At 27.1% G+C, this 13,067-nt stretch carries 12 protein-coding genes; all 12 read left to right on the top strand.

From position 1 onward, the window contains the following. Positions 1-579: 579 nt before the first annotated feature. The gene (locus tag KQI16_RS01220) at positions 580-2,349 is read left to right on the top strand and encodes a methyl-accepting chemotaxis protein (RefSeq protein ID WP_216431610.1); all 1,770 of its coding nucleotides are present in this window, start codon (positions 580-582) and stop codon (positions 2,347-2,349) included. Between the two features lie 237 nt (positions 2,350-2,586). Next, positions 2,587-3,393: a cation diffusion facilitator family transporter gene (locus tag KQI16_RS01225; RefSeq protein WP_216431611.1), complete on the top strand. Its 807-nt coding sequence runs from the start codon at positions 2,587-2,589 to the stop codon at positions 3,391-3,393. Positions 3,394-3,811: 418 nt separating this feature from the next. Beyond that, positions 3,812-4,690, top strand: coding sequence for a hypothetical protein (locus tag KQI16_RS01230; RefSeq protein WP_216431612.1), 879 nt, complete (start codon positions 3,812-3,814; stop codon positions 4,688-4,690). Positions 4,691-4,842: 152 nt separating this feature from the next. Then, on the top strand, positions 4,843-5,187 hold the full coding sequence (locus KQI16_RS01235) for a hypothetical protein (RefSeq protein WP_216431613.1): 345 nt from the start codon (positions 4,843-4,845) through the stop codon (positions 5,185-5,187). A gap of 297 nt (positions 5,188-5,484) precedes the next feature. Continuing rightward, on the top strand, positions 5,485-5,784 hold the full coding sequence (locus KQI16_RS01240; protein ID WP_216431614.1) for an ATP-dependent Clp protease adaptor ClpS: 300 nt from the start codon (positions 5,485-5,487) through the stop codon (positions 5,782-5,784). Position 5,785: 1 nt separating this feature from the next. After that, positions 5,786-8,044 (top strand): AAA family ATPase, encoded by a 2,259-nt coding sequence (locus tag KQI16_RS01245; RefSeq protein WP_216431615.1) that lies wholly within the window; start codon positions 5,786-5,788, stop codon positions 8,042-8,044. Positions 8,045-8,096: 52 nt separating this feature from the next. After that, positions 8,097-9,224 carry a YecA family protein gene (locus KQI16_RS01250; protein ID WP_216431616.1) on the top strand — a complete coding sequence of 376 codons (1,128 nt, stop codon included), beginning with the start codon at positions 8,097-8,099 and terminating at the stop codon, positions 9,222-9,224. A gap of 11 nt (positions 9,225-9,235) precedes the next feature. Further along, positions 9,236-9,571: a hypothetical protein gene (locus KQI16_RS01255; protein WP_216431617.1), complete on the top strand. Its 336-nt coding sequence runs from the start codon at positions 9,236-9,238 to the stop codon at positions 9,569-9,571. A 198-nt stretch (positions 9,572-9,769) separates the two neighbouring features. Then, positions 9,770-10,714, top strand: a complete 945-nt coding sequence (locus KQI16_RS01260; RefSeq protein WP_216431618.1) for a 4Fe-4S dicluster domain-containing protein — start codon at positions 9,770-9,772, stop codon at positions 10,712-10,714. A gap of 11 nt (positions 10,715-10,725) precedes the next feature. After that, entirely contained in the window at positions 10,726-11,649 is a 924-nt protein-coding gene (locus KQI16_RS01265; protein WP_286172825.1) for an RnfABCDGE type electron transport complex subunit D, read from the top strand. 2 nt (positions 11,650-11,651) lie between these two features. After that, positions 11,652-12,332, top strand: a complete 681-nt coding sequence (locus tag KQI16_RS01270) for an RnfABCDGE type electron transport complex subunit G (RefSeq protein ID WP_216431619.1) — start codon at positions 11,652-11,654, stop codon at positions 12,330-12,332. Between the two features lie 20 nt (positions 12,333-12,352). Next, positions 12,353-13,063, top strand: coding sequence for an electron transport complex subunit RsxE (gene rsxE / locus KQI16_RS01275; RefSeq protein ID WP_216431620.1), 711 nt, complete (start codon positions 12,353-12,355; stop codon positions 13,061-13,063). Positions 13,064-13,067: the final 4 nt, after the last annotated feature.

A 13,067-nucleotide genomic window follows, 5' to 3' on the forward strand; every position in this document is an offset into this window, starting at 1 on the left:
AATCAAAACTATCTACAAATGCTTAATAACACTAGCGGCCGTCATTGCATAATTTGCAATTTGGGTATGTGATATTTTTATTCCATGTATTTCCGCTAACGCGTGAGCGGTTTGCCTAGCTTACGTTCTTTTTTCTCAGCAAGAATGCTATTACAGTAAGGACACCTAATAACTAAAGGCTTTGAAGCGTAGTTATATTCCTTGAAAGTCAAGCCACAAACCTTGCATTTATATTGTCCACGACTACCATTGTTATCGTAGATATATTGATGTGGTGCACCGCATTTAGGGCAAGTAGTCTTTATAGGAATACTCTTACCGGAACGCCTTTGGACGGGTTTAATAAGCTTGTTATATTTATATTTGTAGTACTCAGTAATTAAATAAGTTATAATTGAATCCATAACAATGACAACCTTTCGTAGTTATTTTGTGTTGTGGTGATTCAATTTTAACACGAAATTAGGGGGCATTGTTTTTTTATACAAAAAAACTCTCGAACCCTTGATATATAAATATTTTAAAAAGAAAATGGTGTAAAAAACTTTACACTAACTATAAAAATAAAGGAGGCTAAAGATGAAAATTAGATTAAACAAGAAAAATAGAAAATTTCAAAAGAATACAAAAACTAAAGATATAGTTCATAAAAATACTGCAAAGATTAAAACTACTATGGGTAAAAAAATATTTAAAATAACTGTTGGTGTAACAGTTATTTCTATGTTAATTTTTATAGTCACTAATATCTTTATGTTTAGAAATATTCTAAATTCAATTGAAGTAAATTCTATGACAAAAGGAAAGCATATTAAAGGAAGCATAAGCAGCGGTGATGTTCTTAATATTATTAATAATAGAACGCCTGGAAGTTATGAATATAAAAAGCTTAAGAATGATTTAATTAATGCAAAGGGACATGAAGATATTTCAAGTTCAAAAATACTTGTTAAGTCTGATAATATGGCAGAAATATTAGTGGATACCCAAAGTAATTTACTATCCTATGGCACAAAATTTGAAATTGATAGTGTATTAGATAAGGCCTTTAATGGAGAAGTAGTAGTTAATCAATTAAAAGAAGATAAACTTACATTTATAAAAATATATTATCCTATAATTGATACTTCTAATAATGTTATAGCTGTATTGGAAGTTTCTGATGATATTAGTAGCATAGTTGATGCGAGAGAAAAGATTATTTATCAAACAAGCATTTTAGCTGTTATATTAATAGTTGTATATGGAATTATGTCATTTTTATTATCTAAAGCTATAAATAGGAATGTTAAAAAAATAATAGAAGGCTTATTAGTGATGTCAAAAGGTGATTTAACTGAAGAAATTCATGTAGATGGAAAAGATGAAATTTATTTAATTGCTTCTTGTATAAATGAATTAAGATTAAAAATATCTGGAATGATAAATAAAATACAAGATATGTCCAATGATGAAATTAAAATTGTAGAGGAATTAGCAACTTCAAGTAATAATATGGCTGAAGCTTCTTCTGAAGTATCTGCTAATATACAGGAAATAGATTCGAATTTATATATTCAAAATAATGATATGAAGCAAATTGGTAATTTACTTAATGGCTTTGAAAATTCAATTCAAGATGTTAGTTTGGTTGTAAATGAAGCAGATACCCTGTTAGTGGATATTAATGATAAATTAAAAAATAGTAGTGATGATTTAATTAATCTTCAAGATTCAAAGAAGGAAATAGAGAATTCCTTATATTATTTTAATAATAAACTAGATAATCTATATAATTCTCTTGAAAAAATTAAAAATATAGCAGTTTTAATAGATGGTATTGCAGATCAAACTAATTTACTAGCTTTAAATGCATCAATAGAGGCGGCAAGAGTAGGTGAAGCTGGAAAAGGATTTGCAGTAGTGGCTAATGAGATAAGAGATTTGGCAGAAGAAGTAAAAAAGTCTTCTTTAGATATTGATAAACTTCTTATGACTTTAATTAGTGAGAAAAATGATGTTGCAGAAACATCAAAAGTTATGGAGATAAAGTTTGCAAATCAATTTGAAGTTATTGATAGATCTACCTATTCTTTTAAAGATATAATAAGTAGAATTATTGAAGTTATGCCAAAGATGAAAACAGTAAATAAAAAAATGGATTTAGTAATTGAAGAAAAGAATAATATTACTAGTTCCATAGAAAAATCAAAAAACTTACTTGAACAAATAGCTAATTCTGTTGATGGGATAAGTGCATTTACTGAAGAATTAAATCAAATAGCTAATGAAGTTGCACAAGTTGGAAATAAATTAAACTCAAATGCTAAAGAAATAGGTATGGAAATTAATAAATTTAAAATAAATTAAGAACATTTACGCTTTTTAATAAAATAGGTAAATTATTAAAATAGTATTATTAATAAAATTTTAATAACATTTAAATATATTAAAAAAGCATTTTCATAGTGTTACAATTAGAATTAAGAATTCTAATTAAGGAGTGATATTATGAATATGGAAGGAAAGATACTGAGATTTTCTGCTTATGGAGCATTGTTTTTTGCAGTATTAGGTATTGCTTGGGGATGAGCTATAGATTCTAAAATGATTACTTTTGATGGATTTTATTCTTTTATAAGTTTATTGTTATCTCTATTAGCAATTGAAGCTACTAAATATATTAACAAAAAAGATGCAGAAAATTTTCCATTTGGAAAAGCTGTATTGGAGCCTTTATTAGTAATTTTTAAATCATTAGTATTATTATTTATGTGTACAAGTAGTTTAATATCATCTATAAAGCAAATTTTAAGTGGAGGAAACGAAGTAGAAACTAGTTCTGCTCTTGTTTATTCTTTAATATCCTCTATTGGATGTATTATTGTATATTTATATATGAGAAAATCATCTAAAAATTTAAATTCAGAAATAGTTAAGTCTGAAAGTAATCAATGGTTTATGGATGCCCTTGTAAGTTTAGGTGTACTTATTGGATTTATAATTTCTTTAATTTTAATTAATATTGGCTTAGGAAATTTATCAAAATATATTGATCCAGGAATGGTTATTTTATCATCAATTATATTTTTACCTATTCCAATAAATTCTATAGTAGAATCCTTTAAAGAATTAATTAGTTTTAATGCTGATGAAAGCATTTATGAAGAAATTAATTCACTTGTTAAAGAAATTGAAAAAGATTATAGTATTAGAGACTCAATTGCAAGAGTAGCCAAAATAGGGAGAGAGTTAAAAATAGAAATTGACTTTATTTTATCTAAAAATTCAAAAATAAAATCCGTAGATGATATGGATAAGGTAAGGGAAATAATTGATAACAATACAAATCATTTTAAAATGGAAAAGAGGATGAATATATCATTTACTAATAAAAGGAAATGGTCTGTGTAGTATATTTAACAAAATTTATAACGAGCTGTAAATTAAGAGGGAATTATTACGCTTCTTAATTTACAGCTTTCCTTTTATGGATAAATAATACAAATATTTTTAGAAAATATTAACTTTTATTTATATATAAGGAAGTATATTTTGCTATTAAACATTTACATAATTAAATAATTAACATTATAATCAAAAAGATAACAAAAAATATAGTAAATTAATAAAAGTAATGATAAAATGTTATTAAAAAATGCGTAAAATGCTAAAAATGTTGAAAAATTTTTAATAAATAATGTATAAATAAAATGAATTATTAAGTGGTTTTGGACAAACCTTTAACAAATAATATTGAAATTATTTCTAACTTAAAATAAAATCAGATTGTAAAGATAAAATTTATAAAATTTATTTAGGGGGAAATAAAATGATATCAAAAAAAATATTAGCTGTATGCTTAATAACAACATCTTTATTAGTTGGTTGTGGTGCTAAAGAAGCATCTAACACTAACGAAAGTCCAAATACTTCTGCAGGAGAAACAACTGATAAATTTACAGGTAAAAAGACATATGAAACTCTTTATGATCCAACAGGAGCAAAAGGTGATGTAATTGTTGTTGATCTTGATTTTGAAAATGGAGAACCTGTAAAAGTTGCTATTGATGTTCGTCAAGAAGATGGATCTATGAAGAAACAAGCAGCTGCAGAAGGTAAGTATGTTATGAAAGAAGGAGAAGAACATCACTGGGGAGAACAAATCGAGATGTTAGAAAATTTCTTAAATGAAAATAAAGTTGATGTATCAAAGGTTACATTAACTAATGATGCAGGTAACACTGATGCGGTTTCAGGTGTAACTATTAAAGTTGGTGCTTACCTTGATGCTATTCAAGAAGTTATAGATGCAGTTAAAGAAGGAAAAGAATTAGAAGAAGGTTTTACAGGAGTTAAAACTGGAGAATTAGATTATGATCCAACTGGTAAAAAGAAAGATGTAATTTTAACAAAAGTTGTATTTAACCATGGAAAACCTGTAGCAGTTAAAATCGATGTTAAACAAGAAGACGGTTCAATGAAGAAACAAGCAGCTGCAGAAGGTAAGTATGTTATGAAAGAAGGAGAAGAACACCACTGGGGTGAACAAATTGAATTATTAGAAAAATTCATAGCAGAAAATAACTTTGATTTATCAAAAGTTACATTAACAAACGACGAAGGTAATACTGATGCAGTATCAGGAGTTACAATAAAAGTAGGTCGTTATTTAGAAGCTGTACAAGCTGTATTAGATCAAGTTAAATAATTAATAAGTATTAAAAGCTATAGATTTTATAAAAAATCTATAGCTTTTTGTTTTAAAAAAGTAAAAAAATATAAACTATAATCTTTTTAATCTATTTAATTGCTGAAATAAAGATTAAATAAATAATAAAAATATAATTGGAGAGATTATTAATGATGAAGTTTGGAGGAGGAATGAAAATGAAAAATAAATCATTAATAATTCTTTTACCAATAATAGCAACTTTTACTTTTGCTGGCTGTGAAAGAGTAGAAGAAGATTTAAATAATAAGGAGAATGTGATTGAGGAAAACATGATAGAACAAAATGATGGAACTGATGTAAACGATCTAAATGGAGTGAATAATGGATCGGAAGCAGGAAGATATAATAATGATGATAAAAGTAATAATGAAAATAAAAGGAGTAATGGGATAGAAGAAGATGCCCCTGATACTGGAGCTGGTGTAAATAATGGAGCAGGCAGCGAGGAAATAGGTCCTGAAACAAGTGAATAAGTTTTTGATCTTAAAAGTTTAGAGAAGATATAATTCTTTTAAAATATATCTTCTCTTTTTATATTAATTAATATTTAAAATTAATTACTAATTAAAAGGAGGGGAATAATGTTTGATAGGGATTTGAGAACAGCCTTATTATTAAATCTTCATAGATATGGAAGTAAAGCAATAAATATTATATAATAAATTACAGTGTTGTTTACTTAAATTTTTATTAACATATTAGGGGTTTATATTTGTTTTGAATAAATAATATAATGTATAATAAAAGAAAATTATTTTGGAGGAATTGCCTTGGAAACAAATGCTAATGCAATAGAAAAAACAATAATAAAAAATAAGCTTCCTAAAAATTATAAAGTTATTATGTTTAATGATGATTTTACTACAATGGAATTTGTTGTAGCAATTCTTGAAGATATATTTAATAAAAATTCTACCGAAGCCTATAGGATCATGATGGAAATTCATAAAAATGGAAGTGGAGTAGCGGGGATTTATCCTTATGATATAGCAATTTCAAAAGTAAGGAAGGTAAGGGAGCTCGCTAAACAAGAAGGATTTCCTTTTAAATTGACTGTAGAGGAGGAGTAAAATGGATATAAGCAGAATAGTTAGAGAAGTATTAATTAGAGCTTATAAAATTGCCAATGATAATAATAATGAATATATAACTCCTGAGCATTTAGTTTTAAGTGCTTTAGAGGAAGAGGTTTTTAAAGATGCAATTACTAAGTTAAATGGTAATGTTAAAGAGTTAAAAGAGGATTTAATTAATTATATAGATAATAATATTGATAAAGTTGAAAATAAAGAGCCTGAAGAGAGTTATGGTATAAAGAATGTTCTAATATTTGCAACACAACAAGCAGCCTTTAGTGAAAGAAATATGGTTGCTTTAGAACATATAATGGCTGCAATATATACTTTGAAGGATAGTTATGCAGTTTATTTTCTTCAAAGGCAAGGAATTGAAAAACAGGATTTATTGTATGAGCTATCTCATAATCAAGTTGAAAAGGAAAATATATCGAAAGATGCTATAAAAATAATAAAAATAAATCCACTTGAATACAAAAATATGAATACTAATATAAATACTGATACTAATAAGACTTTAAGTAAATATTGTACAGAGTTAACAAATTCTTTAGATATTGATGAGTATTCATTGATTGGCAGAGAGGATATAATTAATAGAACAATTCAAATATTGTCTCGTAAAACAAAAAATAATCCTGTGCATGTTGGGGAACCAGGAGTGGGTAAAACTGCAATAACAATGGGATTGGTTAAATTAATTAAAGAAGGAAAAGTACCAAATAAATTAAAGAATGCTAAAGTTTTTTCTTTAGATATTGGTTCAATTCTTGCGGGAACAAAATATAGAGGTGATTTTGAGGAGAGAATAAAGCTAATATTAGATGAAATATCTAAATCTGAAAATTCTATAGTCTATATTGATGAAATTCATAATATTGTAGGGGCAGGGGCTTTGAATGGTAGTTCCTTAGATGGAGGAAATCTAATAAAGGGATATTTGTTAGAAGGAAAGATAAAGTTTATAGGGGCAACTACATATGATGATTACAAAAAGTACTTTGAGAAAGATAAAGCCTTAATAAGGAGATTTCAAGTTATAGAAGTAAAAGAAACTTCTATAGATGAAACTATTGAGATACTTAAAGGGATTAAAGAAAGTTTTGAAAAGTACCATAATGTTAAATATAATAATGATGCTTTAGAAGAAGCAGTTAAATTAAGTGCTAGATATATCAATGATAAATTTTTACCAGATAAGGCAATAGACATTATGGATGAAGCTGGTGCTTATGTAGATATCAACAGAGATAGATATAAAGAAGCTGTAGTTAATAAAGAAATTATTGAAGAAATAATTTCTAAAACATGCAATATTCCAAAACAAACAATTGAAAATACAGAGGCAGAAGCTTTAAAATCTTTAGAAGAGGAACTGAAAAAGAAAATTTTCGGACAAGATTCTGCTATAGAGGAAGTGACAAGAGCTATTAAATTATCAAGAGCAGGTCTTACATCTAAAGAAAAGCCTGTTGCTTCATTGCTGTTTGTAGGACCAACAGGAGTAGGTAAAACAGAAATAGCCAAAGTTTTATCTCAGACTTTGGGAGTAGAACTAGTAAGATTTGATATGAGTGAATATGGTGAAAAACATTCTGCATCAAAACTTATAGGTTCTCCTCCAGGATATGTTGGCTATGAAGAAGGAGGTTTATTAACTGATACTATAAGGAAAAAACCAAATTCGGTTTTATTGTTAGATGAAATTGAAAAAGCTCATCCAGATATTTTAAATGTCCTTCTTCAAGTAATGGATTATGGAATCTTGACTGATAACAAAGGCAGAAAAGCAGATTTTAGAAATGTAATAATAATTATGACATCAAATGTTGGTGCGAGAAACTTAAGTAAAAATTCGGTAGGATTTTTAAAAGATGAATCTAAGAAAGATGATATAAAAAATGATGTGTTTAAAGCTTTTTCTCCTGAATTTAGAAACAGATTAGATAAGATAGTAATATTTAATCAAATAAATGAAGAAATGGCGGTGAATATTACTAATAATGAATTAAATAAGTTCAAAGAAACATTGATTTCAAAAAATGTTATTGTTAAATTTACTGATAAATGTATTAAATTTATTAGTGAAAAAGGTTTATCTAAGGAATATGGAGCAAGGGAAATTATTAGGGTAATAAATGCAGATATAAAACCTTTATTGGTAGATGAATTATTGTTTGGTGATTTATCTAATGGGGGAGAATGTGAGATTGATGTTGAGAGGGGTAAATTTATTGTCAATATCCAAAATTAGAAAAATTAAATGAGAGGTGATACCTCTCATTTTTAATGGGAGTGTGTAATTGATGAAAGATATTAATAAACTACAAGAAGAAATAGTAATTAAAGATGCTAAAAAGGCTGATAAAATATGGAAAGAACTTGAGAAAGATAAAAACTTAGAATATTATTTAACTATGATGACTAAAGAGGAATTACTTAAGATTGGATATATAAATAAGGTCAAAGGTTTAAGTTCATTAAAAAAGCAAGATTTAGTAGTTAGGATTAAAGATATTATACTTGAAAAAATAAATCATATGTTAAGTAACTTAGATTTAGAAAGATTAGAATATTTACAGGAAGTTCTAAGGCATAATGGCAAGAAAGAATATAATCCAAAAGAAATAATTAATGCAACTTATTTTAGAAATAGAGGAATTTTATTTACTGCAGTTAACAACAGAAAATTATTTGCGGTTATGCCATTAGAAATATTTAATCTGATCAAAGAAAAATTAGATGATAATTACAAGAAAAAATCAAAATTTAATTCGGAAGTTATAAATCTAATTTCTGGTTTGCTTTACTATTATGGTGTTATTGAATGTTCTACTTTAAAAAAATTATTAGAAGATAATTATGAAATTAAAATTACTGAAGAAGAGTTAATAGATTATATTTTAATGGGTGAAGAAGTAGGATATGATTTTCAAATTGAAGAAAATATAATATATCATTTAGATGTAGATAATCCGAAAGAATTACTAAATAAAATCAATGAATGTAGCTTAGACTATGCTAAATTTGATAGAAAAGCCCTATTAAAAGCTGGAAAACCAGATTATATCGAAGAAAATAAGCAAGTAATTAAATTAGAAAGATATTTAAAAGAATTATTTATAATTGATAAAGAAATATTAAAAGAAGAAATTGAAGGATTTATTATTGCAATAAAAAATGAAGTTTCAATTGAAGAAGCTTGTGATATATTTCTAAAATCTTATGAAATTGAAACTGAAGAAGAAAGAATAATCTTAAAAGGAGAATTAGAGAAAATAGCTTGGAATGTTAGAAAATGGACCTTAAAAGGAAGAAAAATGAATGAGATAGAAGGTAATCGTAAGACAGTTGTTAGCAGCCAAAATATAGGTAGAAATGATAAATGTCCTTGCGGAAGTAATAAAAAGTATAAAAAATGTTGTGGAAGGTAAGATGATAAATTATGTATTTTAATTATGTTTTATTGTTTTCGGGTGCAACAGATTTAGTATTAGGTCTAATAAATTATTTTAGGAAAGCTGAGACTGCTAAAAAATATTTGATCTATAGTTATAAAATTTCCAATGAATATTTAGAAAGTAAATCTTTAGCACAGATAGAAAATCTTTCGAAGACTTTAGGGCAATATACCTGCTTAGAGGGATCTTTATATATTTTTCTTGCATCAACTGCAATATATTCAAATATGAATATAATTTTAGTTATTTTATTAATTATTATTATTGAAATGAGTATCTTTAGTATTAAAAACAATATTATCAGAAAGTTTGTTAAATAACATAAGGGTTTATTTATTTTTAGCCCTTATGTTATTGTATTTTAATGTTGTTTAGGAATAAAAATGTGCATTGATTTTATATAATTGCCATTAAATATTGTTAAAAATAAGGATATATGCTAATATTACTATGGTGGTTTAATTGTACGTATTATATGGTATTGATTACCGTTAATTTTTTAACAGGAGGGATAAATATTGTTATTTAATTTTTTTGGTAACAAAAGGAGTTCTCATAAGCTTTTTGAGATTAAAGAAGATAATATTAAAAAGCTTATCGTGGAAACAGGCTCAGATAAAAATGAATCTAATAAATTCATTGAAAAACTAAATACTTATTACGAAGTAAATAAGAAGAATAAAATTATAGTAAAAGCCTTCAGTTATCAACCTAATATAAATGCTTATGGAATTATATTAAAGTCTAGAAAAGATGATTTTATAAAAGGATTAGAAAAAATAAAAACTATAGGAGAAATTAAATTTGTAGTAGATGGAAAGGATAAGTCCCTTGAAAAGGATTTAAGTGAATTTGGTGAAATTATTAAATTATCAACAAAAATAGATTTATATCAGGATAAAATAGCTTCAAAGGTTTATTCAGATGAAAAAAATATATTAACCTTAGATTTAATAGAAGTAATTCAAATTGGACAAGCGATTGAGAATAAAGAAATAGAAATCATCTTTACTGTTTATGGAAGTTCTATAGATGGAGGAAAAATAATCGCTGTAAATGAAAACACCACTTATAGACAAGTTTTTGAAAATTTAAATGGTAATTTTTCTGAATTAAAGAAAGTTGTTAATGGTGGAAATTTTAATGGAACTGCCATATATAATTTAGATGAAAAAATATCACTAGATACAAAGGGAATATTATTTTTAGGCGAAAAAGATATTATTAAAGAGGATGCTAGCCCATGTATTAGATGTGGAGAATGCTTGAAAGTATGTCCTGAGAATTTAAATCCTGCAAAATTATTAGAATTATATAAGATTAAAGAAGAGGATGAACTAATAAAATTTGGGCTTGAAAAATGTATAGAATGTGGATTATGCAGCTATGTATGTCCGTCAAATATAGAAATAGCTCAAACTATGAAAACTGCAAAATTTTTAATAAACAAAAAATCTAAATAGGAGTGATAGGTTTGGAAAATTTAAAACTTATGGTATCCCCTGCACCCCATGTTAGAAAAGGTTCAGGGCTTAATAAGATAATGATAGATTTTATTATAGCTTTAATTCCTGCAGTTATAGCGGGAGTATACTTTTATAAAATGGATTCCGTTAAAATACTATTAACTACTGTAATATCAAGTATAATTGCTGAAGGAGTTTGGAATAAGTTCGTAAAGAAAACAACTTTTATTACAGACTTAAGTCCAATTGTTCAAGGAATTATATTAGGATTAATTATGCCTACATATGTACCAATATGGATACCAATAATAGGTTCAATATTTAGTATCATTGTTGTAAAGCAATTCTTTGGTGGATTTGGTCAAAACTTTATGAATCCAGCTGCTGCTACTAAAGCCTTTTTAATTGCATCTTGGGCTGGAGTTATGGCTAAACCTGTATCGGATGCAACTAGTGCTGCTTCTGGTGCGGAAGTTGTATCTTCAGCTTCTGGAGCAGCAGTAGAAGCAACAGTATCTCTTTTTGAAAGGATATTAGGTCAAGCTACTGGAAGTATTGGAGAAACTTCAATATTTGCTTTATGTCTAGGAGGACTATATTTAATATTAAGAGGTAGAATTAATTTTAGAGGACCAATAGCGTTTATATTATCTGCTATGCTTATAAATAGTTATTTTGATAAGGAATTATTGCTTTCTGGAGCTTACTTCCTAGTTGCTATTTATATGACCACTGATTATGGTACTACACCTATGACTAAAATTGGACAGTATATTTTTGGAGTTATAGCAGGTGTTATGGCATCAATTATTGTTATTATAGGATATAATACTGAAGGTCCTTATTATGGAATAATATTGGCAAATTTATTTGCTCCGTTACTTGATTATTTTTGTACAAAAAAAATAAAAATGGAAAAGGAGGCTCTATAATAATGAAAGAAAATTTTAAATTAGGAGGAATCCTATTAATAATTTGTGTAATAGCAGCCTCAGTTCTTGGTATTGTAAATAATTTAACCAAGGAAGCAATTTTAGAAAATTCTAAAATTAGTCAATCTGATTTAAATTATTTATTGGCAGAAGCTGATAGTATTAAGGATGCAGCAGTTGAATTAAATGAAGGAAGTAATATAAAGGAAATTTATGAAGCTGTTAAAGGAAATGAAGTTATTGGGCATGTTATTAAATTTACAAGCAAGGGCTTTCATGGGGATATAGATTTTGCTATAGCAATATCTGAAGATGAAATTACTGGATTAAAGGTAATGGCTCATAATGAAACTCCTGGACTTGGTGCAAAAATAACTGAAGTAGAATTTACTGAAAGATTTAGAAATAAACCTATAAAGGAATATTTAAAGCTTGTTAAAGTTGAACCAAGTTCTGATAATGAAGTACAAGCTGTAACTGGAGCAACTGTTTCTAGTACTGCAACTATCAATGGTATTAATGAAGTTATAGAATTTTATTTGAAAGAAATTAAGGGAGAAGAAGTAGCAGCTCCGGATGTTGAGACAAGTGCCAGCACTAATGTAGAAGAAGATACCAATGGAGATAGCGGAGCAAGTTCAGATGCGGAAACAAGTGCTAGTACAGAAGAAACTTCAAATTAATTTGAATTTGGGAGGTAAATATGAATAGAATAGTTGAAAGATTAAAAAATGGACTGCTTACAGAAAACCCAATTTTTGTTCAAGTTTTGGCTATGTGTCCTACTTTGGCAGTTACAACAAGTGTTGAAAATGCGTTAGGCATGGGGATAGCTGCAACTGTAGTATTAATATTTTCTAATGCTATGATTTCTGCATTAAGAAAATTTATACCTGATAAAATTAGAATTCCTGCCTATATTGTGGTAATTGCTTCCTTTGTTACAATGATAGATATGTTGATTCAAGGTTATTTACCGAGTTTATATGCATCTCTTGGTATTTTTATACCACTTATAGTTGTTAACTGTGTTATATTAGGAAGAGCTGAAGCTTATGCATCTAAGAATCCAATAATACCATCTATTTTTGATGGTCTTGGAATGGGACTTGGTTTTACTTTAGGGTTATTTTTAATTGCTTCCTTTAGAGAAATATTAGGTGCAGGAAAATTCTTAGGTATAAGAGTTTTACCAGAGGCATTTAAGCCTGCTTCTATTATGATATTAGCACCTGGAGCTTTCTTCACTTTAGGATCTTTAGTAATAATCTTAAATTATGTTAAAATTAAAAAATCTTCAAAAACTGGAGAAGAATTTAAACCTCTAGAGCATAATTGTGAAAGTTGTTCAGGCTGTGGTACTGGAGCTTGTGAAATTGAAGATAAGCTCCAATTAAAAAAAGAGGACATATAGGGGG

This window comes from Caproiciproducens sp. MSJ-32 (genome assembly GCF_018918055.1).
Taxonomy (GTDB): domain Bacteria; phylum Bacillota; class Clostridia; order Clostridiales; family Clostridiaceae; genus Clostridium.

What these genes read in the sequence shown, in the direction of transcription:
- KQI16_RS01250 (WP_216431616.1), top strand. Translation starts at nt 8,097, where the DNA reads ATGAAAGATATTAATAAACTACAAGAAGAAATAGTAATTAAAGATGCT.
- rsxE (WP_216431620.1), top strand. Translation starts at nt 12,353, where the DNA reads ATGAATAGAATAGTTGAAAGATTAAAAAATGGACTGCTTACAGAAAAC.
- KQI16_RS01225 (WP_216431611.1), top strand. Translation starts at nt 2,587, where the DNA reads ATGATTACTTTTGATGGATTTTATTCTTTTATAAGTTTATTGTTATCT.
- KQI16_RS01255 (WP_216431617.1), top strand. Translation starts at nt 9,236, where the DNA reads ATGTATTTTAATTATGTTTTATTGTTTTCGGGTGCAACAGATTTAGTA.
- KQI16_RS01230 (WP_216431612.1), top strand. Translation starts at nt 3,812, where the DNA reads ATGATATCAAAAAAAATATTAGCTGTATGCTTAATAACAACATCTTTA.
- KQI16_RS01270 (WP_216431619.1), top strand. Translation starts at nt 11,652, where the DNA reads ATGAAAGAAAATTTTAAATTAGGAGGAATCCTATTAATAATTTGTGTA.
- KQI16_RS01220 (WP_216431610.1), top strand. Translation starts at nt 580, where the DNA reads ATGAAAATTAGATTAAACAAGAAAAATAGAAAATTTCAAAAGAATACA.
- KQI16_RS01245 (WP_216431615.1), top strand. Translation starts at nt 5,786, where the DNA reads ATGGATATAAGCAGAATAGTTAGAGAAGTATTAATTAGAGCTTATAAA.
- KQI16_RS01235 (WP_216431613.1), top strand. Translation starts at nt 4,843, where the DNA reads ATGATGAAGTTTGGAGGAGGAATGAAAATGAAAAATAAATCATTAATA.